This is a genomic window from Corynebacterium pygosceleis (genome assembly GCF_016595275.2).
In the GTDB taxonomy this organism is placed as follows: Bacteria; Actinomycetota; Actinomycetes; order Mycobacteriales; family Mycobacteriaceae; genus Corynebacterium; species Corynebacterium pygosceleis.
Window position 1 is genome coordinate 1 of sequence record NZ_JAENIQ020000001.1, and the last position, 24,448, is coordinate 24,448.

General features: G+C 61.9%; 20 protein-coding genes and 1 other RNA gene. 10 read left to right on the top strand and 11 right to left on the bottom strand.

Annotated features, from left to right (window positions below):
• Nucleotides 1–161 precede the first annotated feature (161 nt).
• Both nrdF and nrdI read right to left on the bottom strand, forming a co-directional pair.
• Nucleotides 162–1,160, bottom strand: a complete 999-nt coding sequence (gene nrdF / locus JIM94_RS00005) for a class 1b ribonucleoside-diphosphate reductase subunit beta (protein ID WP_200253995.1) — start codon at nucleotides 1,158–1,160, stop codon at nucleotides 162–164.
• A 20-nt stretch (nucleotides 1,161–1,180) separates the two neighbouring features.
• Nucleotides 1,181–1,615 carry a class Ib ribonucleoside-diphosphate reductase assembly flavoprotein NrdI gene (gene nrdI / locus JIM94_RS00010; RefSeq protein ID WP_234039785.1) on the bottom strand — a complete coding sequence of 145 codons (435 nt, stop codon included), beginning with the start codon at nucleotides 1,613–1,615 and terminating at the stop codon, nucleotides 1,181–1,183.
• Between the two features lie 87 nt (nucleotides 1,616–1,702).
• On the opposite strand from nrdI, the gene JIM94_RS00015 reads away from it, so the two are divergent.
• Nucleotides 1,703–2,107 carry a pyridoxamine 5'-phosphate oxidase family protein gene (locus tag JIM94_RS00015; RefSeq protein WP_200253999.1) on the top strand — a complete coding sequence of 135 codons (405 nt, stop codon included), beginning with the start codon at nucleotides 1,703–1,705 and terminating at the stop codon, nucleotides 2,105–2,107.
• Entirely contained in the window at nucleotides 2,104–2,616 is a 513-nt protein-coding gene (locus tag JIM94_RS00020) for a flavin reductase family protein (protein ID WP_200254001.1), read from the top strand. Before JIM94_RS00015 ends, JIM94_RS00020 begins: the two co-directional genes overlap by 4 nt.
• A gap of 10 nt (nucleotides 2,617–2,626) precedes the next feature.
• Here JIM94_RS00020 and JIM94_RS00025 read toward each other — a convergent pair whose 3' ends face one another.
• Entirely contained in the window at nucleotides 2,627–3,325 is a 699-nt protein-coding gene (locus JIM94_RS00025; RefSeq protein ID WP_200254003.1) for a metal-dependent transcriptional regulator, read from the bottom strand.
• Nucleotides 3,326–3,514: 189 nt separating this feature from the next.
• Between JIM94_RS00025 and JIM94_RS00030 the strand changes: the two genes are divergently transcribed.
• Together JIM94_RS00030 and JIM94_RS00035 are read left to right on the top strand one after the other, a co-directional pair.
• The gene (locus JIM94_RS00030; protein ID WP_200254005.1) at nucleotides 3,515–4,030 is read left to right on the top strand and encodes a type IIL restriction-modification enzyme MmeI; all 516 of its coding nucleotides are present in this window, start codon (nucleotides 3,515–3,517) and stop codon (nucleotides 4,028–4,030) included.
• A 271-nt stretch (nucleotides 4,031–4,301) separates the two neighbouring features.
• On the top strand, nucleotides 4,302–5,726 hold the full coding sequence (locus JIM94_RS00035) for a nucleobase:cation symporter-2 family protein (RefSeq protein WP_200254007.1): 1,425 nt from the start codon (nucleotides 4,302–4,304) through the stop codon (nucleotides 5,724–5,726).
• A gap of 1,260 nt (nucleotides 5,727–6,986) precedes the next feature.
• Here the strand turns inward: JIM94_RS00035 and JIM94_RS00040 are convergent.
• From JIM94_RS00040 to ftsE, 7 genes are all read right to left on the bottom strand, one after another.
• Entirely contained in the window at nucleotides 6,987–10,655 is a 3,669-nt protein-coding gene (locus tag JIM94_RS00040) for a YobI family P-loop NTPase (protein ID WP_200254009.1), read from the bottom strand.
• Nucleotides 10,656–11,224: 569 nt separating this feature from the next.
• Nucleotides 11,225–11,602, bottom strand: a transfer-messenger RNA (tmRNA) gene (gene ssrA / locus JIM94_RS00045).
• A gap of 125 nt (nucleotides 11,603–11,727) precedes the next feature.
• Complete coding sequence (locus JIM94_RS00050) at nucleotides 11,728–12,240, bottom strand: hypothetical protein (protein WP_200254011.1); 513 nt, start codon at nucleotides 12,238–12,240, stop codon at nucleotides 11,728–11,730.
• Nucleotides 12,185–12,808, bottom strand: coding sequence for a hypothetical protein (locus tag JIM94_RS00055; protein ID WP_200254013.1), 624 nt, complete (start codon nucleotides 12,806–12,808; stop codon nucleotides 12,185–12,187). Before JIM94_RS00055 ends, JIM94_RS00050 begins: the two co-directional genes overlap by 56 nt.
• 91 nt (nucleotides 12,809–12,899) lie before the next feature.
• The gene (smpB, locus tag JIM94_RS00060) at nucleotides 12,900–13,391 is read right to left on the bottom strand and encodes an SsrA-binding protein SmpB (protein ID WP_200254015.1); all 492 of its coding nucleotides are present in this window, start codon (nucleotides 13,389–13,391) and stop codon (nucleotides 12,900–12,902) included.
• A 91-nt stretch (nucleotides 13,392–13,482) separates the two neighbouring features.
• On the bottom strand, nucleotides 13,483–14,385 hold the full coding sequence (gene ftsX / locus JIM94_RS00065; protein WP_200254017.1) for a permease-like cell division protein FtsX: 903 nt from the start codon (nucleotides 14,383–14,385) through the stop codon (nucleotides 13,483–13,485).
• Between the two features lie 39 nt (nucleotides 14,386–14,424).
• Entirely contained in the window at nucleotides 14,425–15,114 is a 690-nt protein-coding gene (gene ftsE / locus JIM94_RS00070) for a cell division ATP-binding protein FtsE (RefSeq protein WP_200254019.1), read from the bottom strand.
• 285 nt (nucleotides 15,115–15,399) lie between these two features.
• Here ftsE and JIM94_RS00075 point away from each other — a divergent pair, with 285 nt between their 5' ends.
• Nucleotides 15,400–17,052, top strand: a complete 1,653-nt coding sequence (locus tag JIM94_RS00075) for an AbgT family transporter (RefSeq protein ID WP_200254021.1) — start codon at nucleotides 15,400–15,402, stop codon at nucleotides 17,050–17,052.
• Nucleotides 17,053–17,164: 112 nt separating this feature from the next.
• On the opposite strand, the gene prfB is transcribed toward JIM94_RS00075, so the two are convergent.
• Nucleotides 17,165–18,271: a peptide chain release factor 2 gene (prfB, locus tag JIM94_RS00080; RefSeq protein ID WP_200254023.1), complete on the bottom strand. Its 1,107-nt coding sequence runs from the start codon at nucleotides 18,269–18,271 to the stop codon at nucleotides 17,165–17,167.
• 38 nt (nucleotides 18,272–18,309) lie between these two features.
• On the opposite strand from prfB, the gene JIM94_RS00085 reads away from it, so the two are divergent.
• The 5 genes from JIM94_RS00085 to JIM94_RS00105 all read left to right on the top strand — a co-directional run bounded on the left by JIM94_RS00085 (nucleotide 18,310) and on the right by JIM94_RS00105 (nucleotide 24,402).
• On the top strand, nucleotides 18,310–19,242 hold the full coding sequence (locus tag JIM94_RS00085) for an inositol monophosphatase family protein (protein ID WP_200254025.1): 933 nt from the start codon (nucleotides 18,310–18,312) through the stop codon (nucleotides 19,240–19,242).
• 138 nt (nucleotides 19,243–19,380) lie between these two features.
• The gene (locus JIM94_RS00090) at nucleotides 19,381–21,192 is read left to right on the top strand and encodes an HlyD family efflux transporter periplasmic adaptor subunit (RefSeq protein ID WP_200254027.1); all 1,812 of its coding nucleotides are present in this window, start codon (nucleotides 19,381–19,383) and stop codon (nucleotides 21,190–21,192) included.
• Nucleotides 21,193–21,320: 128 nt separating this feature from the next.
• Entirely contained in the window at nucleotides 21,321–21,995 is a 675-nt protein-coding gene (locus JIM94_RS00095; RefSeq protein ID WP_200254029.1) for an ABC transporter ATP-binding protein, read from the top strand.
• Entirely contained in the window at nucleotides 21,992–23,290 is a 1,299-nt protein-coding gene (locus tag JIM94_RS00100; RefSeq protein ID WP_200254031.1) for an ABC transporter permease, read from the top strand. The genes JIM94_RS00095 and JIM94_RS00100 overlap by 4 nt, the downstream gene beginning before the upstream one ends.
• A 218-nt stretch (nucleotides 23,291–23,508) precedes the next feature.
• Nucleotides 23,509–24,402, top strand: coding sequence for a DUF2189 domain-containing protein (locus tag JIM94_RS00105; protein WP_200254033.1), 894 nt, complete (start codon nucleotides 23,509–23,511; stop codon nucleotides 24,400–24,402).
• Nucleotides 24,403–24,448: the final 46 nt, after the last annotated feature.

Genomic DNA, 24,448 nt, shown 5'->3' on the forward strand with positions numbered 1-24,448 from the left:
AGGCATTTGTAGCGAATTGTCCCGACATGACGGACACACACCCACGGCCCTCGACGACACAGACGGAGAGCCGAGGCCCGGGGAAAAAAGGGCCGTCACCGCCGGATGACGCATCCGACGGTGACGGCCCTTGTCCCCCGTGAACGTCCGGTTAACCGACGTCAGAAATCCCAGTCGGACTCCTCCGTCGATTCGGCGCGGCCGATGACGTACGAGGATCCGGAACCGGAGAAGAAGTCGTGCGTCTCACTCGATTCCGGAGCCAGTGCCGCGAGGACGTCAGGTTCGACATTCTCCGACTCCTTCTCGAACCGGGCCGGGTAGCCGAGGTTCATCAGAGCCTTGTCGGCGTTGTAGTGGACGAAGGCCATCACACCTTCGATGATGTCGAACCCGGCGTAGAGGTCCGAGGAGTAGTCCAGTTCCATGCGGAGCAGTTCGTCGACGAAGTTCCCCGTGAACTCCTCCATCTCGTTGCGCCGTTCAGGGTGGGCGTCCAGACCCCGCTGGTACTTGTATCCGGAGTAGTAGCCGTGGACCGCCTTGTCCCTGAGGATCAGCCGGATCATGTCCGCGGTGTTCATCATCTGGCCCCGCGCGGAGAACCGCAGCGGCAGATAGAAGCCCGCGTAGAGGAGCAGTGAACTCAACAACGTCGCCGCGACCTTGCGTTTCAGGGGATCATCACCGTAGTAGTACTCCATGACGGCGGTGGCCCGCCGCTGGAGGAGCGGGTTGTCCGTGGCCCACCCGTAGGCGGTGTCGATCTCGGTGGTGGAGCACAGGGTACTGAACACCGATGAGTAGGAGCGGGCGTGGACCGCCTGCATGAAGGCGATGTTCGCGTAGACGGCCTGTTCGTGTTCGGTCCGCGCATCGGGGATCTGGGAGATCTCCCCGACGGTGGCCTGCACGGTGTCGAGGAGGGTCAGCCCGGTGAACACCTTCACCGTGAGCTGGCGTGTGTCCTCGTCCATGTTGCGCCACTGCCCGAGATCGTTCGAGAGCGGCACCTTCTCCGGGAGCCAGAAGTTGGCGGTCAGACGCTGCCAGATCTCCAGATCCTTCTCGTCGTCGAGACGGTTCCAGTTCACGGGGCGGAGGGGCCGACTCTCCCCCGGGCGCCACTGGGGAGGAGTGAGTGATTCAGTGATTGCCATGTGTTTCTCTCTTTCAGGGGTCAACCGTCGACACTCACCCGATCTGCGGGGAGGTCGTTGAAGAAATCGATGAGCCCGGAGCGGACACGTTCGACATCCCTCGTGGTTCCGAGGAGCTCGAAGCGGTAGAGCTCGGGCACGCCGCATTTGGCGGCGATGATGGGGCCGGCGCAGCAGAAGGCTTCGCCGAAGTTCGTGTTTCCACTGGTGATCACGCCGCGGAGCAGTGCGCGGTTGTCCGGGTTGTTGAGGAACCGGATGACCTGTCTGGGAACGGCCTTCGCCCTGGATCCCCCACCGTAGGTCGGGACGATCAGCACGAAGGGCTCGGTGACCTCCAGCGGGGACTCCTTCGGCCGTAGTGGTATCCGTTCGGCGGAAATGCCCAGCTTGTCGACGAATCGGGCGGTGTTCCCGGAGACGGATGAGAAGTAGACGATATGAGGTTCCGACATGGCGACACCTTCACGAACTTTCATTTACGGCCCAACGAACTATACTGACGCCGGTAACCGTACCCGACGCTCCAAGGAGAACCAACAATGCCGGTCATCACCACCGAAATGCGCGAGATGCTGGGCACACAGCTGCCGATTCTCGCGACGGTCACCGACCCGACCACCCCGAACATCGGCCCCAAGCGTTCACTGAGGGTCCTCGATGACACGCACCTGATCTTCAACGAGAACACCGGCGGCCAGCACCTCGCGAACATCGAGGCCGGCTCCCGCCTCGCCGTCGCCGTCATCGACCGTGAGGCACTCGACGGATACCGGTTCATCGGCACCGCCGAGCTGTTCAACGAGGGCCCGGCCTGGGACAACGCCGTCGCCTTCGCGAAGGAGAACGGGATGGGCACCCCGAAGCACGCCGTGGTCATCTCCGTCGAGGAGATCTACTCCCTGAGGTCCGGAGCCAAGGCGGGAACCCGGATCGACGAGAAATGAGTTCAGACGCACTGCCCACAGGCGAAGGTCTGAGAACGTTCTTCCGCGGCTGCGCGTCCGGGGTGTGGATCATCACCACCACCGACGGGGACGGTGGGCCGGTGGGTTTCACCGCATCGTCGGTGGCGTCGGTCGCGCTCGATCCGCCCACCCTGCTCTTCTCCCTCCAGGCCGGATCTTCCTCCTGGCCCGCGGTCGAGGCCGCGGAGGAGGTGATGGTCCATGCCCTCGGCGTCGATGACGCCCACCTGGCACGACGCTTCTCGACGTCCGGGATCGACAGGTTCGAGGGTGTCCATCACCTGCCGGGCCCGACAGGGCTTCCGGTGATCCGGGGTCTCGGCGCCACGCTGCGCGCGAGGATCCTCACCACCATCCCGGTCGGCGGGTCCCGGATCGTGCTGGCCCAGTGCGTGGAGACGTACATCGCGGGCGACCGCCCCGATCCCCTCGTCCACTCCGCGCGGAGCTACTGGAGACCGGTTCCGCTGAACGCCGACGGGGACTGACCGACGGGTTTCACACCCCGTCGGCCGGCCGGCCGGACACGGGCAGCACCCGGATACTCGCCGCGATGTCCCGGGCGAGCGGAATGTCACGCCCCGGATCCCCCGACCTCAGGAGCATGACGCCGGACGTCGCACCGGTGTCGGTCACCGCGAACTCCGCACCGGGGACGATCCCCAGACTCCCGAGGTGCCGGAGCACCGCCGGGTCCGCATCGCGGATCCGGCTCATCTGTATGTGGTCCCCCACCGAACAGTCCACCAGGGGCCGCAGAATGCGGTCCGGTAGCCCACCGTCGGAGGACGGGATCGGGTCACCGTGCGGATCCAGCTCCGGGTGCCCCAACGCGGCGTCGATACGCTCGAGCATCTTCTCCGAGATCGCGTGCTCGAGCCGGTCGGCGTCCTCGTGCACCTCATCCCACTCGTAGCCCAGCATCTCCGCGAGAAAAGTCTCGGCGAGCCGGTGGCGCCGCACCATCTGCAACGCCAGCGCGCGGCCCTCCTCGGTGAGGGTCACGGAACCGTACGGTGCGTGATCGACGAGGCCCGCGAGCGTCAGACGACGGATCTGGTCCGACACCGACGACGGCCGCAGATCCAGGTGCCGCGCAACCTCCGAGGGGGTCACCGCGCCACCGGTCCACTCGGACAGCGTCCACAGGCTCTTCAGATAGTTCTGTGCGCTATCCGTCAGATCCTCGAGATTCATGACCACACCCCACCACATTCCGTGAGGAACACCCGGGACCACCGGACCCGCGACATCCCTCGCTCAGGTTTCATACCCCAGACCTTATCGTGTACCGGCCGCATCCGCCGAGCAGCTACCACGACACAACGGGCTTCCGATGTTCCCCGGGGGTGCGGGTTCCGGAACACGCACGTACACTCGTCGACCATGAGCAACGAAGAATACAACCTGGACCGTGAAACCATCGTCGACAACCTGACCGTCTTCGCGGACGCCCGCGCCGACCGCGCGAAGAGCTTCGCCGGCGGCGACGCCAAGATCGATGACACCGACGTCCGCCAGTTCTTCACCGGCCTGTTCCAGGCCTTCGGGACCGATCCGGACCGCGTCGCCACCAGCTTCGACGAGGCCGAGCGCCTGTCCGAGGGCTCCGACAATCCCCTGTCCGTCTACTGGCCCGGCGTCATCGCGGGCGTCATGAAGAAGCCCGGCTCCAACCTGGAGGACGCCATCCAGGGAGCACTGCAGACCCTGGCCGCACAGACCGAGATGCCCGAGTACCTGCTCGTCACCGACTACGCCAACGTCGCACTGATGAACCTCGCCGACGACTCCGACACCACCAAGTTCCACGTCGGTGAATTCCCCAAGCACGTCGACGCGCTGATGAGCCTGTCCAAGAAGGAGATCGACCCCGACGAAGACGAGGACGCCTCCAGCTAGACCGAAGCCACCCAGAGTCGAGGCCCCGCCGGATGCACCGTCCCGGCGGGGCCTTCCCCATCCCGGGGCACGGGACGACAGGGTGTTCTCACGGTAATTATTGAGTCCTGTCAGACAACTCGTACTAAAGTCTCAACCAGTGTCTCCAGCAGGCACCGGCCCGGGGAAGAACGACACCCGGCCCCGGGTCGACGTGACCACCGCCGGTGAAAGATCCGACGGTGGTCCCACCGTATCCCCCGACCACTTTTGATCAGATGGGTCCGCCACGTTGAGCTCCCCGAAGAACGAGTCCACAGCACTCGACACCCCCGACAACTCCGTCCATCCCGTCGACCAGATCCCGCCGGCCGCACAATTGTGGCCACTGTCCTTCCAGCACGTTCTGGCGATGTACGCCGGGGCCGTCGCGGTTCCACTCGTCCTGGGCGGCGCGATGATCGAGGCCGGCCGCATGCAACCGTCCGACCTCCCCTACCTGATCACCGCCGACCTCCTCGTCGCCGGTATCGCCACGGTCCTCCAGTGCGTCGGCTTCCTGCGCCTCGGTGCACGCCTGCCCATCGTCCAGGGCTGCACCTTCACCGCCGTTCCCCCGATGATCGTCATCGGAGTCAATTACGGCCCCGCCGCCATCTACGGATCCGTCCTGGCCTGCGGCCTGTTCATGTTCCTCATGGCCCCGGTGTTCGCCCGGATACTCTGGATGTTCCCGCCACTGGTCACCGGCAGCGTCATCACCTGTGTCGGTCTCTCCCTGATCCCCGTCGCCGCGAACAACATCGCCGGAGGATACGGCGATGACGCGGGCAGCGTCGCCAACATCAGCCTCGGACTGTTCACTCTCCTCGTCGTCCTCATCATCGAGCGCTTCGCGCCCGTCGCCATCGCCCGGACCTCCGTCCTCATCGGACTCGCCGTCGGCACCGTCGTCGCCGCATTCATGGGCAAGGTCGATCTCTCCGGTGTCGGTGAGGAGCGCTGGGTCGGCGTCGCCACGCCGTTCCACTTCGGATTCCCCGAATTCCCGGTGTCCGCCGTGATCGCCCTCGTCCTCGTCGGACTGGTCACCCTCGTCGAGGCCACCGGCGACTTCCTCGCCGCCGGCGAGATCGTCGGGAAGAAGGCCACTCCCCGCCAGATCGCCGACGGCCTCCGCGCCGACGGCTTCTCCACCATGCTCGGCGGCGTGTTCAACACCTTCCCTTACACCGCCTTCGCCCAGAACATCGGTCTGCTCGCCATGAGCCGGGTGCGGTCCCGCTACGTCGTCGCCGGCGCGGGCGCCATCCTGGTGGTGCTCGGCCTGCTGCCCAAGCTCGGCGCGGTGATCGCCGCCGTCCCGACCCCGGTTCTGGGTGGGGCCACCGCCGCACTGTTCGGCATGATCGCGGCCTCCGGTATCAAGACCCTGACCAAGCTCAAGATGAACCAGAACTCCGTCCTCGTCATCGCGGTCTCCCTGACGATGGGCCTGCTTCCGGTCATGCACCCGTCCCTGTTCGAACAGTTCCCCAACTGGTTCGGCACCGTGTTCAACTCCGGCATCACCACCGGCGCCTTCACCGCGATCCTGCTCAACCTCCTCTTCTTCGGGGCCAAGCGAACCCCCGCCAACGCGGGCGTCGACCTCGACGACGCAGAGTTCGCGGGAGTCGACGTCAACGTCTACAAGACCGGCACCGAACGCAGCTAAATCATCACCGTGCAACGGGCAAGACCCCGCTCCCCGACAGTCAGCGTCGCCGGAGAGCGGGGTCTTTTTTTGGCTTCGTGACTGAGCCGGGGAGTCAGGCTACGATCTCCACAGGTCTCCGACCGGGAAACAAGCCCCCGTCACCAACGGAAAGGACATCCGAGCGATCAGGGCGCACCGTATCCGAACCCGGCCCGCCCCACGCCGCCGGGCACGACCGACTCACCCAACCCGCCGGCCATACCTGCCCCCGCCTGTTGATGGAGAGCACAAACCTCCGAAGAGTTCAGAACCGGCCCGGCCGCAGAAACACCTCAATGAGGTCAAAATAGTGCGCAGAAACATCCACCACCTGAAAGAAGAAACCCCCTAGCTGCGATGAGAGCTAAGCGGTTTTGTGGACTTCAGGGGGCACATGTCGATCTCCTTGTTTACAGCGACTATTTATTTGTTAAGCACAGATTATTTGTCAATTGACATCCCCGCCACGAAACTCTACCCGCAACACGATTAAAATAGAAATGTAACAACGCGGTTCATATATTCGTTAATGCTCTCTAGGGAAACAAGTTCCGTAACATTGCGCAAACTTCTCCCCCTGTCTTTTGCACGCCGTTATTGTTGCGTTTCACAATCAATTTTTCACCCTTTTACTTGCCATCTTCGATGAGGATGTTCCCGCGAGTTCATTTAGCCCTAAAAAAGTACGTAGTATCGTTGGTCATCCTTTGAGCTCAATGACCGGCAGTGCCGTGATTAAAGTCTACATAGCCAGACAAATAATCCGTGATTAGGATGACGTTATTGCCAAACTGAGAGTCGGCGAGCGCACCTTGAATGTACGTGTGAGGGTCCAGGAATAGGCGGTGAACGTGAAACCGATGTTCATCGCAGATACGACATTCTTGCCAGTTTTCACCGCTTAAACTGCTTTCGCAGGATGCCCGCGTATCAGAGCGAGGAAAAAGCAACTCACCGCCAACGACGGCACCCTGCACTACACGAGCCCCATCACCATTACCACAGCCCTATTATTCCGTCAGAGGTCTGATATATCGGATTGAATCAAGGCCGAATGTTGTCGGCTGGCTGATGCAAATGGCCAAGTTTCTATTTCGTGCATCGTTCCTTCAGGGAAAAGCACTATTTTTTGGTATCTGTTTCTATGAGTTCTGCGGTAATGATTGGGAGCATGGATTACTATATCTGCACCGTTTCTAATTATCCTCACTCCTACCCAACGCGGCTCATAAATACGCGTTATTCATGCTTCTTATACACCATGATAGGTGAGTCGACATCTTCATCTCTACAATTATACGAACTGACAATACCGTGCCTTTTCAAACAATTAAGAAGAACTTTGTTTGCTCGAGTATTTGCAACGTGCGGACGGTCTATTCCTTTGTTTGTCAGCTTCGAGTACGCTCCGCCCATCGCCTCTAGAATTGGGGTAAGTTCGTCGAACTTAAGATACTTGAGATGTGGCTCAAGGAGAGACACCATGTACTCTGTTATGACTTTTTCCTTTGCCATATCTAGCAGGACACCGGGAGGAATAATCCACTCATACCGCACAGCTAGTCGTGCCAATTCATTTAGCTCTTCTTGCCTAACATGCTTGAGGTAGTCTACAGACCCCTCCACGATTGCACGCTTGATTGATTCGTTAATTTCATCGTCGGCCAAGATTACCATCAGATCCGGTTCCACTAGCTTCGGTGTCATGTATCTTACGAAGTTTTTTGACTCAAGAATGAATGCTCTTCGTGTTGGCCAATCAGTTGTCACAAGGGGATCATACGACTCTGCGGTATCTTCGATGATATTGTGCTTTAGCAGTAACGTAAACAGATTCCCCTTCTCGGCAGCAATCTCTTGAATATCGAGATGATAAACCAGTTCCAAGCTCGCAACAAGGTTCGCTCGCGTCGTCGCGTCCGGCAGAACCTCCTGCGATGCAAGAATCTTAGTCGCCAACGTGGATTTCTTGTCTTCTTCAACCGATTCAACCTCAGTGATTGCGCCTGTTTGAGACAGTAACAACGCAAGGTTCTCATCGACTCCAAAGGTATCAACGTATAGCCTCACGTTGTCGAATGTTGCGGGGAACCGCTGATGTAATGCCAACGCCGACCATGCGTGTTCAGAGATGTCACTAAGATTCGATACATGGCACGCTGGCGCGGCATGCTCAATTATACCGGCTAAGATATTCATATCCTGCTCAACTAGTCTAGGATCCCCTTGCTCGAGCAGATCTTCAAGTACGGATACGAATTGCTCACACGTATTGACCGTTACAGATATTCCCTCGACCGTACGCAGATAAGTACCCATGTTCTTAAGGAGATAATCATAGACCGTCTCATTTGCCGCTCGAATAACGTCTAGCGCTACAGTCTCTTCATTTTTAATAGCGATGGCCAGGTTCTCATGCGTAATGTCATACAGACTGCGTGAGATAAACGACGAACGCGCATTTGGAGAGAGGGGTGCCACACGAGGTAGCTTGATATTCGCCTTAGCGAAGAGCTCTCCGACTCGGTCTGTCTGGTCTGGTGTTCCATCAGTTATGAGTACGGAGAACTCCGCGTAGTGCATTCTCAGATATTCGATGACCCGCTTATCCGTGCGTTGCGTCTTTAACGGGAGATTTGCCAGTGCGACATCCATTAGCTCAAGTAACGAAGCTTTGTCTAGTTCTGCGATGTTCACAAGATAAATAAGCACTTGCGAAGAGAACTTCGTAAACTTCTGGATAAGTTGCAGACGATGGGCGCCGGCGGTCAGGTATGCCTGCAGGAACTGCGTCTGTCTCTCCCCTAAGCTATCTAGCGAAAGAATCATGATATCGGCTGCGGCTTCGTCCGTCTCAAGGATGCGATCAAGAATCGCAATGTTGTAGATCGCCGGGTCCTTCAGCGCATTCCTGCCGCGTTCCCGTATTACAGCGTCGACATCCTCTGACCCAAGCTCAAAGTGCACATCCATCAGGTCACGTTCAATGTGGTGGATGATGAAGTTGGTCGCTGCTGGACTCACTCGGTCACCATGAAAGGTGGACGTGTAAAGCGTGAAATTGCGGTTAAGATATCCCGACCGAACTAGTCGATATGCGAGCCCAGATTTCAGCAGTTTCTCGGCTATCGAAGCAAGTGACTGTTCCTGCCCTTCATGAGCGAAATGAAAGTCAGGACGTCCCACTAGCTCACCGACGTCAGCACTACGTAGGAATTTGATGTCTTCGGTCTTCTTTTCTATATCTTTGTTTAGTTTGTCACGGATTGAAGCATCCCATTCTTCGGCATTAAGTGGATCGCCCAGTTCCGCTGCGAGATAGTCCCGAGTAAATGACATATCCTGATAAGAATAATCACCACGCAATTCTACTTTGAGGGGTTCCTCAGAATAAACGAAACTTTTCCAAAACTGCGCGCTTTTGAGTTCATCAACGGATATACGGTCACCCTCAAATTGATACTTCTCACTTGATCTAGAGCAACCGATAGCAACCGCAACCCGTTTAACATGTGCCAAGAGACTTTCTCCGAGTCGACGGCTTCGAGTTGTTACCCCATCGATTTCCGTAAGCTGATTCGCGAGTTTTCGACGTTCGCCCTCGACCCGCTTTATATTATCAGCTACCAATTTACGGCTAAGCTCGTATAGGGTGTCCAGGTTACTCTTACCGAGTCTAATCATCTCAAAGTCTGTGAGGTGCGTACTCTTATAGAGCATCATCGCGAACAGTTCCGTTTCGCTCAAATCGAGTTGCCCACCGTCGCCTGAGAAGATTCGATCGCGAAAAACAATAAACTCATTGCGGATATTCTTCAACAACCGCATATCAGGAAGATATTCCATAGCCAAATCGAGCAACTCCGGCTCAACTTCATGTTCGATCTCCCCCAGCAACTGGGTTGCGAGGTTCCGAGCACTGCGATGTGTAATGAAAGGAACCACCGGAATAACGAGATCGAAAAACTTAGTCCGGTTAGCACGCACTACCTCCGCTTGTACCGGATCCTCAATTGAAAGTTCACTTGTCTCGAAATGACGCCCTTCCGATTCCAGACCAATTCGGTCAAATATACTGTCCTTAATTGCGTAGATAAAGCGAATTGGCTTCTTAACCTGAGGCGAGGCGTTGAGCAAAGCATTGAGCGCACGCAAAGTCTCAAAAATATGTGAGTCATTGAAACGATCGATATCCTCGAAAATCACGACATCACAATTAGACACAGCAAAAAAATAGATAATCTCATCAAGATACTGGTCGAAGTAGGAAACAGAATTATCATCAAGTGTAACCGTCGCAGCACCCGCCGAGAACTGTTTAATACGAATCTTCCCGTAGAACAACCGTCGGAATGTCAGTATGGCAATTGCCATAATTACCCAAATCACTAAGTGGAGACGATCTGCTGGAATATTCAGGGCTGTGAAGGTCCCTGCAATCTCGTCGGTCCAGCCCGTCAGCAGGAAAACGATGGTACCGACGAAACCCAATAAGACGGCAATAACCGCCTCTCTCCACCACTGAAAACCTCGGATTCGACGAAACCGCGATGCTGGAGTCTTACTGGGATTCTCCCTGTAAAGCAGTTGTTTGACAATCTCCTGCTGGATGCGATTGGTCGGGGTCATCGCCTGACTAGGTATAGGCACTGATTCCTCGTTGTCTGCTAACTCAATCGGCGCAAGCGTCGACAGAGAGAGCTCAACAACACGACTACTAAGCAGCTTTCCGAGCTTCCGCAAGATGCTACTCTTACCTACACCATAGTTGCCAGACAGTGCGATGTTACGGATTTCATCATCTTCAAGTGCTGTTTTGAGTGCCGAGACGTAGCCACTGTGTTCAGCTTCAATATACTCAGGAATAAGTGGGATGAGGCTCCACGGCGACTTCTTGATCGAATCCATTGAGGTGTGTCTCATCGCTACGATTCCTCCCACTTGGTGAAGAATTCAAACATCCTTGCCTACTTCAACTCACACGGAAAATACTGCACCGAGTGAATCCCACTGCAATATAGGACATACATTGAGCTTGTCTACACTGAATCTTTCTTTGCCACTGACTAACACAAATATCCTAAGAAGCCACACTAGCTAAGCTGAACCTAATATCATATTATGAGCCTATTTTCTGGCGAACGATACGTTTGCGAATAGCTTTCCATTGTACTCACTTCAGCCTAGGGACTGGTACCACTATGCGGCACATAAGTCACCGCGATAATTGCGATCTGCATGATAATCAAAATCCACGCACCACTAGACGAAGGCTAGTAGCATTAAACTACTTAGAAATACCGCTCCTGAATGCAGGAAATACCAGCCAGGCAATGTGGGGACAGAGTCATGCGCACGCGTCAAGTCAAAAATACAACAACTAGCAGGATTATGGAAGCGAAATTACTCTACAGAATCTGACTAGACAGAAAAAAGGGGAAGTGCGAACTCTGCCAAAAGAGTTCTACACTTCCCCAAAGTGGAGCTGCCGGGAATTGAACCCGGGTCCTCCGCAATCGCGCCAGGGCTTCTCCGTGCGCAGTTCGCGCCTGATCTCTGCTCGGCCCTCCGGCTCGGACGAACACGTTCCGGATGATGGGCCCAGTCAGCGGTGGGAGTCCCGTACGGCCCCGCTGACGCGGCCGGACGGCAAGTCCCTTGATCGATGCCGGCTACCAGGTCAGGGACGAACCTGGGCCGACAGACACGCGGTCGCTGGTATTAGGCAGCGAGGGCGTAGTCGCGCTGAGTGTTCTCGGCGCTTATGAGGTTGCTACGACGCTTACGGTGGTCTCTAGCCTGCACCGGCACGCTTCCCCTGGCTTGATGCACGAAGTCGAAACCATATCAGCCCCTTGCATCCTGCGTTCCTCCCGGTTTCCCTCAGGTCAATCGGTGGGTTCCGCAGTCCTGTGGTGGGTCGTACGTTGACCACAGGATCACTTACTTTACGCTGTGGGGCACTGGCCCGCAAGCGGTTTCACCGCGCGTCGGGATCATCCGGTTCCGGTGGCGATCCGGGTGCCTCCCCGGCCCCGCCGCGCCCGGACAACTCCCCCGGTTGCTTCTTCGCGGGACCGCTCCCGACCTGTTCCCGCTCCCAACGTCTCCGGGTCTCCCGGGATTTGCGGCTGTTGCGCAGTGAGATCAGTCCGATGACGATCCCGATGACGATGGGCGACCATACTTTGGGGTGTTCGAGCAGCCATTCCAGCCATCCCGGTATCTCGTAGTCGGGCCACGGGATGGACGGCAGTGTGACGTCGGGCCAGGGGATGGAGGGCAGTCTGATGTCCGGCCACGGGATGGACGGGAGTGTGATGTCGGGCCAGGGGATGTCGACGTCGGGCAGACGTTCGAAGATCCAGTCGAGGATCGCCCCGATGATGCGGCCGATGAGTGGGACCAGTACCAGGGCGGCGATGGCCCAGCCCGCTTTACCGAGGCCCGCCGCCAACGGGTAGAGCAGCCTTTTCCAGGCGGTCTCCTCCATCTGCCGGTAGCGGTCCTCGGCGGGTGGTCCGGGGGGGTGGGGTGAATTCGATGATCTCGTCATTCCTACGGAACAGGACGGAGCGGATCTCGTGGAGTGCGTTTCTGTCGATTTTCAGGCAGGGAACGCTCTTGTTCTTCACCGCCCGGCTGTAGGTCCCGGAGGAGATCCGTTCGTCGATCCGTACCGTGATCGTCTGGGCCACGGGGAGGCGGCCCCGGATGGCGCCGCCGACGGTGATGAGGACGCCGGTGGTCACGGCATCCCGTGCCCGCGCGTTCACCGCGTCGATTTTGTCGCCGCGGCTTTTCACCAGTGGTGTTCTTCCCGCGGTTTCGGCGGCGCCTTTGAGGAAGGAGGACATAATCGTGGCGCCGAAGGTGGCGCTCTCCGCCCACTCCGCTTCCTTTTTCGCGTGTTTGTCGACGCTGCCCCCGGATTCCTCGACGGCCTCGATGTCCTCTTTGTTCATCGGCCAGCCGGGGTCCAGTTCACGCAGCTCACCGGGGCTGCCGAGGGTGAGTTCGATTCGGCCGATCTCGGGGTGGTCGAGGTTCCAGTGTTCCACTGTCGGCGGACTCCTCACGGGGTTGCGAAAGCGTCGTTCCGACAATTATAGGTAGTCCGAAACGAGGGTGATGTCCGCCCCGGGACGGTCTCTAACCCTTGATGCCCTTGATGCGGCGGCCGAGCTCCCGGGTGATCTCCCGTTCCTCGGTGCGACGCTTGATGTCCTGGCGCTTGTCGTAGTCCTGCTTGCCCTCGGCGAGTCCGAGTTCGACCTTGAGGCGTCCGCCGACGAAGTACAGCTTGAGGGGCACCAGTGTGCGGCGGCCGTCGCGGACCTTGCCCATGAGGGAGTCGATCTCGCTGCGGTGCAGCAGGAGCTTGCGGGTACGGCGCGGGGTGTGGTTCGTCCAGGAGCCGTGGGAGTAGACGGGGATGTTGAGGTTGTGCAGCCACACCTCCCCGTTGTCGATCATGGCGAAGGAGTCGACGAGGTTGGCCTTGCCCTCACGCAGCGCCTTGATCTCGGTTCCGACGAGCACGATGCCGCACTCGTGGGTGTCGAGGATCTTGTAGTCGTGGCGCGCTTTCCGGTTGGTGGCGATCACCGGGTTCTCGTTCGCCTTTTTCTTCTTCTTAGCCATAACCCGTCCGATGTTACCGCACCCGTCACATGACGACGCCCGCCTCACTCACCGCTGTCGCGGGAGGGGCGGGCGTCGTGGGGCGCGGGCGCTACTTGCGCACGTACAGGCGGAGGGTGACCTGCGCGGTGATCGCCGCGAACACCACCCCGACGAGAGCGACGACGGGCGCGATGACCCAGATGTCGCCGGTGGTGACGGGGGCGATGAGCTGGGAGTCGTAGAGTCCCTTCAGCGCCTTGTCGACGACGAAGTTCTTGCCCGCCAGGAGTCCCAGCACGGCGAGGACGGAACCGAGGAGCGTGGCGATGACCGCCTCGAGCACGAAGGGGGCCTGGGTGAACCAGCGGGAGGCGCCGACCATGCGCATGATGGAGATCTCCTCGCGGCGGCTGAAGGCGGCGATCTGGACCATGTTGGCGATGAGGAAGATCGCGGCGAGCGCCTGGATCGCTGCGACGAGGAAGGTGGCGTTGCGGACGGCGTCGAGATTGTCGGTCGCGGAACGCAGATCGTCGATCTGGTCGATGACGGTGTCCACCTGCGGCAGGTCGCGGACCGGGTCGAGCGGGGACGTGTCGAGAGGATCCTCCAACCGGACGTGGACCGCCGCGGGGAGGGCGTCCGGGGACGTCGCCTCGACGAGGACGGGGTCGGTGTCGCCGAACACCTCGACGAAGTGCTCGTAGGACTGCTCACGGCTCCGGAAGGTGACGGATTCGACGCCGTCGGCACCGTCGAGGGCGGTGAGGACCTCACGGCACGGTTCCGTCGAGCAGTCGGAGTCGTTGGCGGAGATGTCCTCGTCGAGCTGGATCATGACCTCGACACGGTCGAGGTAGATGTCCTTGGTCCGCTCGGTCATTCCGGTGACCAGGAATCCGGTGGCGAGCAGTGCCAGGGAGATGGCCGTGGTGATGACCAGGGCGATGGTCATGGTGAGGTTCCGTCCCAGCCCCTGGAACGCCTCGCGGGCGACGAATCGGTATCGCATGCTGTTTTCTGATTCTCCTAGAGAGGTGACCGGGATGGGTTAGTGTCCGACGCCGTAGACGCCGTGGGCGTCGTCGCGGACGAGTCTGCCGAGGTGGAGCTCGATGACGCGGCGGCGCATCTGGTCGACGGCCTGGGCGTTGTGGGTGGACATGACGACGGTGGTGCCGGTGCGGTTGATCCGGTTGAGCAGCAGCATGATGTCGTTCGACGTCTCGGGGTCCAGGTTTCCGGTCGGCTCATCGGCGAGAAGAACGAGGGGCCTGTTGACGAAGGCCCGGGCGATGGCGACGCGCTGCTGCTCACCGCCGGAGAGCTCGGCGGGGAACCGGTTGCCCTTGGCTTCCAGCCCGACGAGTTCGAGGGTCTCGGGCACGAGCTTCTCGATGACGCTGCGCTTCTTGCCGATCACCTCGAGCGCGAACGCGACGTTGTCGTAGACGTTCTTCTTGGACAGCAGTCGGAAGTCCTGGAAGACGTACCCGACCCGCTGGCGCAGTTTGTTGACCTGTGCCCCACGGAGCTTGTTCACGTGGAAGTCACCGACACGGACATCACCCGAGGTGACGTTCTCCTCGCGGAGCATCAGCTGCAGGAACGTCGACTTGCCGGAGCCGGAGGGTCCGATGAGGAAGACGAACTCCCCTTTGTCGATCTGCACGGAAATGTTGTCCAGCGCGGGGCGGGTCGAGGTCTTGTACGTCTTTGTTACCTGGTCGAAGGTGATCACACCCGTCACCTTAGTTCATTGACGCCACTGGCGAAACTCTGGCCACTACCTTATCCGCGACTGTGCCATTGCTGTGACCTGCGCATTCCCGCCACCACACAAAACAGGTCCGGGCCCCGCCGACCGTCGACCCGATCTCCGATCCCCTCCCACCGCAGGGGAAACGCGGGGGGAACGACAGCAGCTACCGTCGTCACGGAGGTCACGCCTCGGTAAGGTACCCCGCACCAACCCACACACCGTACCCCCGTGGTCACGAACCGACACCAGGAGTCGCGAGAAGACATGACCGACAACAAGACAGCCACCACCCGGACACCGGAGGGAACCACCGACGGTGAGCGGAAGCGGGAACACGCGGGTGGTTTCCTCGGACTCGTCGAACGTCTGGGGAACATGCTCCCCGACCCGTTCTGGCTCTTCGTGATCCTCTCCGGGCTGGTCCTCGTCTCGAGCTTCATCGGCGAGAAGATCGGCATGACCGCCACGAACCCGTCCACCGGCGAAGAGGTGCGGGTGACCAACCTGCTGTCGGCCGACGGTCTCCAGCGGATGATCAACGAGGCGGTCCCGAACTTCACCTCGTTCCCGCCGCTCGGCCTCATCATCATCGTGATGCTCGGTGTCGCCGTCGCCGAGCACTCGGGGCTGATCGGTGCGGCGATCCGGGGGGCGATCGGCCGGGTCGGGCCGACGATGCTCACGTTCGTCGTGGCGCTGGCCGGTGTCACCGGTTCCATCGCGTCCGACGCCGTCTACGTCATCCTCATCCCCATCGGTGCGACCGCCTTCCGCCACGTCGGCCGCTCCCCCGTCGTCGGCGCGATGGTCGCGTTCGCGGCGAGCTCCGCGGGGTTCAACTCCTCGTTGATCCTGAACATCACCGACGTCCTCCTCGCCGGACTGTCGACGTCCGCGGCCCAGATCGTCGAACCCGGATACGAGGTCTCACCCCTGGCGAACTACTTCTTCATCGTCCCCTCCTCCATCGTCCTGGCGCTCATCATCACCGCCGTCACCGAACTCTTCGTCCGACACAAGGCCCGCGAACTCGTCGACCACGACAACGTCGACTACGACGCCGCCAGCTTCGGCGAGACACCACCGAACGCCACCGACGGGGAGGAACAGGACGGAGGTGACGCGGGGAACGATGCCGGGGAAGAGGCGCAGCTCGAGCTCCACGACGTCGAGAAGCGCGGACTCATCCAGGTCACCGTCTGGTCACTGGTCCTGCTCGTCGGCTACTTCGCCGCGATGTTCATCCCGGGATCCCCGCTCCAGGGCGAGGGCGGCGCCGTCATGGAGTCACCGCTGATCCGCTCGATCGCCGTCGCCATCGCCCTGTACTTCTTCATCGTCGGCATCGTCTACGGACGGGTCACCGGCACCATCACCGACGCCGCCGACGTCCCGGCGTTCATGGCCAAGGGGATCAGGACACTCGTGCCCATGATGGTGCTGTTCTTCGCGGTCGCCCAGTTCCTCGCCTACTTCACCTGGTCCAACCTCGGCGTGTGGTCGGCCATCCACGGCGCGGAACTGCTCTCCCGCGCGGACCTGCCCAACCCCGTCCTCTTCGCGCTCTTCGTCCTACTCGTCGCCGTCCTGAACCTGATGGTCACCTCCGGTTCCGCACAGTGGGCACTGATGAGCCCGGTGGTCGTCCCGATGATGATGTACGTCGGTGTGTCCCCCGAGGTCAGCCAGATGCTCTTCCGCATCGGCGATTCCCCGACCAACATCATCACCCCGATGAGCCCCTACTTCGCCCTCGCCCTGACGTTCCTCCAGCGCTACTACAGGCGGGCCGGCATCGGGACGCTCATGTCCCTGGCGCTGCCCTACTCCATCGCGATGCTCGTCGGCTGGTTCCTCTTCTTCCTCGCCTGGTACCTCCTCGGTCTGCCGCTCGGCCCGGGGGTCCCGGTGCGCTGACGCACGGCCACCGGCCAGCCCACCGGGCACCACGGGAAACACAAAAACGGCCCCTCTCAGTCGGACGACGGGAGGGGCCGTTTCGTGCACCGGTGACGACGGGACGAACGGATCAGGCCTCGCCCTGCTGCTGCGACATCCTCCACCGGATACCCGACTCGAGGAATCCGTCGATCTCCCCGTCGAGCACCTTGGACGGGTCGTTGACCTCGAAGTTGGTGCGCAGATCCTTGACCATCTGGTACGGGTGCAGCACGTAGGAACGCATCTGGTTGCCCCACGAGTTCGAACCGTCACCCTTCAGGGCGTCGAGCTCGGCGCGTTCCTCCTGGCGCTTGCGCTCCAGGAGCTTCGCCTGGAGGACCCGCATCGCCGACGCCTTGTTCTGAATCTGGGACTTCTCGTTCTGACAGGTAACGACGATGCCGGTGGGCTCGTGGGTCAGCCGGACCGCGGAGTCCGTCGTGTTGACGGACTGCCCACCGGGACCGGAGGAACGGTAGACGTCGACGCGGATCTCGTTGTCCGGGATGTCGATGTGGTCCGTGGTCTCCACGACGGGCAGGACCTCGACCTCCGCGAAGGAGGTCTGGCGGCGCCCCTGGTTGTCGAACGGGCTGATCCGCACGAGGCGGTGGGTGCCCTGTTCCACGGAGAGCGTTCCGTAGGTGTAGTCCCCGTGAACGACGAACGTCGCCGACTTGATGCCGGCCTCCTCCGCATAGGAGATGTCGTAGATGTCGACCTTGTGCCCGGCCTTCTCGGCCCAGCGGGTGTACATGCGCATGAGCATCTCCGCCCAGTCGGCGGCGTCGACGCCACCGGCGGCCGAACGGATGTTGATGACGGCCTCACGGGCGTCGTACTCACCGGACAACATCGTCTTGACCTCGTAGGCCTCGATGTCCGCGCGCAGATCACGGCGCTCCTCGTCGACGAGGTCGGTGGACTCGCCCTCCTCCTCGGCGAGCTGGTACATGACCGGGAGATCCTCCAGCCTCTGACGCAGCTCACCCACCTTGCGCAGTTCAGCCTGCATGTGGGAGAGCTTCGAGGTGACCTGCTGGGCGTGATCGGGATCGTCCCACAGCGTCGGGTCGGAGGCCTGCGCCTCGAGCTCGCGGACGCGGTCGGCCATCGCCTCGGGGTCCATCACCTTCTCGATGGTGGTCAGCGTGGCGTCGAGTTCATTGAGATCTGCGGTTACATCAGGTTGCACAGTGGTTAACACTACCGTGACGGGGCACAATGGGCAGCATGAGTGAGCTGCACCAGCGTAACGCCCCGACGACCACACCCACTCCCCCCACCATCCGTCACACCCCGCACCCGACCGCCTCCGTCCCCGACGATCTGAGGGAACTGTTCGGCACGGACACACGCGCGCTGGTCGCGGCGTTCATCGACACCCACCGGGATTCCGGGGACCCGGAGCTGGGTTGCGCCCTGGTGTCGACGGCCGGTCAGCTCGCGCTCGCCCTCCGCGACGGCGGGGGCCTCGGCGTGGACTACAAGACATCGGTGTCCGACGTGGTGACGGAAGCCGACCGCGCGGCGGAGACCTTCGTCGCCGAGGCACTGTCGTCGCTACGGCCCCGGGACGGTCTGCTCGGTGAGGAGGGAGCCGCCCGCGACTCCCTCTCGGGCCGCACATGGGTGATCGACCCGGTGGACGGCACCTACAACTTCACCTCCGGCTCCGACTACTTCTGCTCCGCGATCGCACTCGTCGACGGTGACCCCTCCGACCCCGAACGGCTGCACTTCGGGGCCGTGCACCGTCCGTCACACGGCACGACGCACCTGGGTGGCCCGGAGATGCCGACCACGGTGAACGGGCGTGCCGTCGGACGACTCGCGGAAGCCCCGGCCCGGGAGATCTCCCTCGCCACCTACATCCACCCGCCGTTTCTCGCCGACGCCGCCGTACGGGAGGCGTGGCTCGCCGTGTCCACCCGTTTCGCGACACTGCGCATGCTCGGTGCCGGATCCATCGACCTGTCGGGGGTGTCGGAGGGCCGGTTCGGGGCGTGGACACAGCACAGTGTCGCCGACTGGGACTGGCTGCCGGGTCGTGCGCTGGTGGAAGGGGCGGGGGGAATCTGCCGGAAGATCGAGGCCGGCGGCAGGACATGGTGCGTGGCGGGCAACAGCCGTGTCGTCGCGGAGATCACCATCGTCTGGTCCTGACCGCACCCGGCGGAGACGGGGGTGAATCGTCGGGAGCACGTGGACGGGGGTGGACCCTGGAAAGAGGACTCCCCGCCCACTTAGGGTGGGGAGGGTCTGAGACTGTTCGCCCCCACCGCGAAAGGACCACCACCTCCAGTGAGTCGCACACCCCGCCGTCCCTCCACCAGGCCCACCGGTCCCGCCCGTGTCCGGATACGACTGCTGGCGGCCACCTCCGTTCTCGCCCTCGGCCTGACGGCGTGCGGCTCCGGGGACTCCGACACGACGTTGGCGCCGCACGAATACCGTGTCGTGGAGATCGGCGACGTCTCGCAGGAGCTCCAGGCGAGGGGGACGGTCACGGCCGGTCAGACGACATCGGTGAACACGGCACTCACCGGACCGGTGAACACCCTGAACGTCGCGGTGGGCGACCGGGTGGAGGCGGACCAGATCATCGCCACCATCGACGTCTCCGAACAGGAACGGGCCCTGCGTGACCAGCAGGCGCAGCAGGCGGACGCCGTCGCAGGTGCCGTCAACGGGGTGGAGCAGGCACAACAGGCCTACGACCAGTACCGGGAGGGACTGGACGAGGGACTGAATCCGGAGATCAACGGTGCACGGTCCGCACTGCGCACCGCCTCAACCGCCTACGAGGACGCCCGGCGGGAGTTCGAACGGAAGAGGAACGAGGCCGACGCCGGACGCGACGAACGCCTGATCAGCCAGGAACAGGCACTCGACGCCGCCCGGAAACAGGTCTTCTCCTCCGCGCTGAACGTGGCCCGCGCGGGAGTGGGATCCATCGCCGCCGAAACCCGCGACGCCGAGGGCGACGCAGCGACGGCCGCCGATCTCGCGACACTGGAACAGTTGCGGCGGGAACTCGCCGAGGCGAACGGGGACCAGCGGAAGACCGCGGAGATCACCGCGAAGATCGAGTCCCTCCAGGCGTCGATCGACGCCCGACGGCGATCGGACAGCGCCGTCCCCGAAGCCGAGATCAACGCCCACCTCGGCACCGTCGAGTCGGTGGCCGGACTCGCCGACTCGGTCCAGTCCCTCAACCGTCAACAGCAGGCCTACGAGACAGCTCTCCGCGCGGTCGACACCGACCTCGCGCAGTCCCAGCGGGCCGTCGCCGCCGCCTTCGAGCAGAAGAAGGAGGCCGCCGTCGCCCTCGAGACCGCCCACCTGAACAGCCGGCACCAACTGCAGAACCTCTCGAGCGGCGTCGAGCAGGCGCAACGCTCCGCCCAGGCCACCAGATCCGGGACCAGCCGCAGTGCGGAGGCACTGAACGCGGACATCGCATCGGGCACCCTCCGTGCACCGTTCGCCGGACTCGTCATCGCCGTGCCTGCGGAGGTCGGGAAACCGGCCACCGGTTCTGTCGCGACGATCGCGGATGACACCGGCCTCACGGTGACCACCCAGGTACCGGAGATCGACGTAGCGAAACTGAAGCCCGGCGCGAAGGCCGAGTTCACGACCCCGGCGACCGGGTCCAGGACCTACACCGGGACGGTCTCCTCCGTCTCACCGGTCGCGGCATCGGTCGAATCGGCGGCGGCCAGCGGCAGCGGGGACGCCGCCGCAGGAGCGAAGGACACGAAACCGACCTTCACCGTCGTCATCTCGGTCGACGGCCCCACGAACGGTCTCCTCATCGGCGGCTCCGCGAAGATCACCATCACCTTCGCCGAGGAGGCCGACACGATGTCGGTGTCACGGGACGCCGCCTATGACCGTGACGACGGCACGAAGGCCGTTCTCGTCGTCACCGGTGACGGCACGGTCGAGGAACGTGCCGTCACCCTCGGAACGGCCGGTGATTTCACCGTCGCCGTGACGGACGGGGACCTCGAGGAGGGCGACAGTGTCATCAACCAGGGATCGACCCACCGCTATCTCATCGGCCGGAAGGTCACCCTCGACCCCGGTGACGGGGACGAGGCGCGATGATCCACCGGCGGAAGAGAAACTCCCCCGCCGGACGACACACGGCGGACACGGAGAGCACGGGCCCGGTTCAGCCGGCGCCCTCCCCCGCCCCGGTCGACCCCCACCCGGGGTCGGGACTCCTGCTGGAGATGCGCGGGATCACCAAGACCTTCAACATCGGCACCGACCACGAACTGACGGTGATCCCGGGGTGCGACTTCACCGTGGGAAACGGTGAGTTCGTCTCCGTCGTCGGCGCATCGGGGTCCGGAAAATCGACCCTGATGAACATCATCGGGCTCCTCGACTACCCGACGACCGGCAGCTACACCTTCGGCGGGGTGGACATCCTGCGCATGCCCGGGGACAAGCTCGCCGGATACCGCAACCACAACATCGGTTTCGTGTTCCAGAACTTCAACCTGATCGGCCGGATGAGCGCGGCCCGCAACGTGGAGATGCCGATGATGTACGCCGGGGTGGGCCGCAGGGAGCGGAGCAGACGGGCGGAGGAACTCCTCGACCTCGTCGGGATGGGTGACCGGATGAGGCACAATCCGAACGAGCTCTCCGGCGGTCAGAAACAACGGGTCGCCATCGCCCGCGCGCTGGCCAACGACCCGGACCTGATCCTCGCCGACGAACCCACCGGCGCACTGGACTCGGTGACGGGTCGACTGGTCATGGACATCTTCCACGGACTGAACACCAGCGAGGGGAAGACGATCGTCCTCATCACGCACAACCCGGAGCTCGCGGAGGAGACCACCCGGATCGCCACCATGACGGACGGACGACTCGACAACGGGGTGGTGGACAGGTGAGCTACGCGGAGGCGGTACGACTGGCCCTGGGGAGTTTCCGCAGCAACAAGATGCGCTCGCTCCTGACGCTGCTGGGCGTCATCATCGGCATTTCCTCGGTGATCGCGATCCTCACCCTGGGTGCCTCACTCAAGGCGCAGATGGTCGAGGGGCTGGCGGCGGCCGGTGTCAACGACTACACAGTCAGGGTCGAGGCCCGCCCGGACGAGGGCGAGGAGAAGACGGCCCAGGCCGACGCGTTCATGTACGTTCCACCGGAGCCCGTCGCCGCGACCTCCAAGATCACCCCGGAACTCATCGACACGCTCTCCGAACGGTTCCGGGGCCGGATCAGTGGCGTGTCCGTGGGGTCGACGTCCTACAATTCCGGCGAAGCCGCCCCCTCCGACGACCCGACGACCACCCACGACGTGACCCTCAGCGCCGTCAACCCGGACTACATGGCGATGCAGAGCTCCGAGATCGGCTACGGTCGCACCCTCGCCGAGGACGATGTCACCGGTGAGCGGTCCGTCGCCGTCGTGACCCGGCCCGTCGTCGACGCCCTCTTCGCGGGGGACGCCGCCGGTGCGCTGGGGCAGACCATCGACTACACGGCCTCGGACGGGGCGACGTTCCCGCTGATGATCGTCGGCGTGCTCGCGGAGGATGAATCGGGCGGACTGCTCGCCGGTTCGTTCAAGGAGTACAGGGCCTACGCCCCCTGGACCATCGAATCCCGGCTGGACACCGACGATCCCGGACTGTGGGAACAGGTGTCGGTCCGACCGGCCCCCGGAGAGAACGGTGAGGCACTGCTCGCGGACCTGAACTCCTTCCTGGAGCTGGCCTACGCCGACGACCCGGAGTTCACGGCCAGCGCTCGGGACATGAGCAGGGACTTCGATGTCCTGAAGACGATCATCGATTCACTCAGTATCGGGCTCTCCGTCATCGCCGGTATCTCACTGCTCGTCGGCGGCATCGGCGTCATGAACATCATGCTCGTGACGGTCACCGAACGGACCCGTGAGATCGGTGTACGCAAGGCACTCGGCGCCAGGAACGCCGACATCCGCAGACAGTTCGTCATCGAGTCGATGATCATCTGCCTCGTCGGTGGTGTCATCGGTGTTCTGCTCGGCGGCGCACTCGGCATGGTCGGGGCGCACTTCCTCGGAAAGGTCGTCCTCCCACCGGTGATCGGCGTCGTCGTCGCGCTCGGCTTCTCCATGGGCATCGGCGTGTTCTTCGGCTTCTACCCTGCGGAGAAGGCGGCACGTTTGCGCCCCATCGACGCGCTGCGCTACGAGTGACCCCACGGTGACCGGTGCACCCCGGCACTCCTTGCGGGGCGCATACGGTTAGCCTATACAGGATGGGGACCACCCGACGTGGACAGTGACAACCTCAGATGAAGAACTCGCTCTCCCCCTGTGAGGGGTGAGACCTCCGGTGTCGGTACACCATGGACACCCCTCCGGAGAACACGGACAGCGCACCGACACGGTGCAGACAGAAGGAGTCACAGACAATGACAAAGGACAACTATCCCTCCTATCCCGGTGGTGACTACCACCCGGAGAACGACGACAATCCGCAGAACCCCTACGGGTCCGGCGCCCCCGGATACGGGGCACCCGGAGATCCCTACGGCTCCGCTGCGGGCTACGCGGGTGCGGCGGCGACCCCCGTCGCCGGAGGAAACCGGCTCGTGCAGGGTGACGGCAAGACCCGTGCGATGGAGAGCATCAGCTACGGTTTCCGCGCCGTGTTCGCCTCACCACTCGCCTGGATCGTCTCCGCACTGGGTGTGGGCATCCTGTCGATGCTGGCGTTCGGCGTGACCTTCGCCGCCATGTTCTCCCGGATGTCGGCCGACGGGGCGTTCGATCCGGAGACCGGCGCCACACCGGATCCGAACGACTACCAGATGAGTCCCCTCCTGATGATCTTCTTCCTGGTCATCATGGTTGTCGCCCAGGTCATGTTCGCGAATGCCGCGCTCAAGGCCGCGGACGGCAGGAAGATCACCTTCGGCGACTTCTACGGAGGCCCCAACTTCGGTAAGGCCATCGTCTTCGTCGTGATCGTCAACCTCATCGTGTCGGCACTCCCCTACCTCCTTCCGGGAGCGCTCCAGGTCATCTTGAACGCCGCGATGGTCTTCCTCGGCCCGCTCTACATGCTGATGTACCTCTACGTCCTCGACCAGGGTGCGTCGTTCGGCGATGCGGTGAAGCGCGGCTTCAAGGCGGGCACCCGCAACTACCTCTCCCTGCTCGGGTTCTCGATCGTGTGGGGAATCATCATCATCATCTCGGCGATCCCGCTGGGTCTCGGCATGATCATCACCATGCCCGCGTACATGGCGGCGCTCGCGTACGTCTACCGCCAGGCCAGCGGCGGTGTCTACCCGGAGGACTGACCCCGGTCAGCCGGAGTCCGGACGAACCGCCCCGCACCGTCTTCAC

Excerpts from the sequence above, each read along its gene's own strand:
- nrdF (WP_200253995.1), bottom strand. The coding sequence starts at position 1,160 with ATGGCAATCACTGAATCACTCACTCCTCCCCAGTGGCGCCCGGGGGAG.
- nrdI (WP_234039785.1), bottom strand. The coding sequence starts at position 1,615 with ATGTCGGAACCTCATATCGTCTACTTCTCATCCGTCTCCGGGAACACC.
- JIM94_RS00015 (WP_200253999.1), top strand. The coding sequence starts at position 1,703 with ATGCCGGTCATCACCACCGAAATGCGCGAGATGCTGGGCACACAGCTG.
- JIM94_RS00020 (WP_200254001.1), top strand. The coding sequence starts at position 2,104 with ATGAGTTCAGACGCACTGCCCACAGGCGAAGGTCTGAGAACGTTCTTC.
- JIM94_RS00025 (WP_200254003.1), bottom strand. The coding sequence starts at position 3,325 with ATGAATCTCGAGGATCTGACGGATAGCGCACAGAACTATCTGAAGAGC.
- JIM94_RS00030 (WP_200254005.1), top strand. The coding sequence starts at position 3,515 with ATGAGCAACGAAGAATACAACCTGGACCGTGAAACCATCGTCGACAAC.
- JIM94_RS00040 (WP_200254009.1), bottom strand. The coding sequence starts at position 10,655 with ATGGATTCGATCAAGAAGTCGCCGTGGAGCCTCATCCCACTTATTCCT.
- JIM94_RS00050 (WP_200254011.1), bottom strand. The coding sequence starts at position 12,240 with ATGGAGGAGACCGCCTGGAAAAGGCTGCTCTACCCGTTGGCGGCGGGC.
- smpB (WP_200254015.1), bottom strand. The coding sequence starts at position 13,391 with ATGGCTAAGAAGAAGAAAAAGGCGAACGAGAACCCGGTGATCGCCACC.
- ftsX (WP_200254017.1), bottom strand. The coding sequence starts at position 14,385 with ATGCGATACCGATTCGTCGCCCGCGAGGCGTTCCAGGGGCTGGGACGG.
- JIM94_RS00075 (WP_200254021.1), top strand. The coding sequence starts at position 15,400 with ATGACCGACAACAAGACAGCCACCACCCGGACACCGGAGGGAACCACC.
- JIM94_RS00085 (WP_200254025.1), top strand. The coding sequence starts at position 18,310 with ATGAGTGAGCTGCACCAGCGTAACGCCCCGACGACCACACCCACTCCC.
- JIM94_RS00095 (WP_200254029.1), top strand. The coding sequence starts at position 21,321 with ATGCGCGGGATCACCAAGACCTTCAACATCGGCACCGACCACGAACTG.
- JIM94_RS00105 (WP_200254033.1), top strand. The coding sequence starts at position 23,509 with ATGACAAAGGACAACTATCCCTCCTATCCCGGTGGTGACTACCACCCG.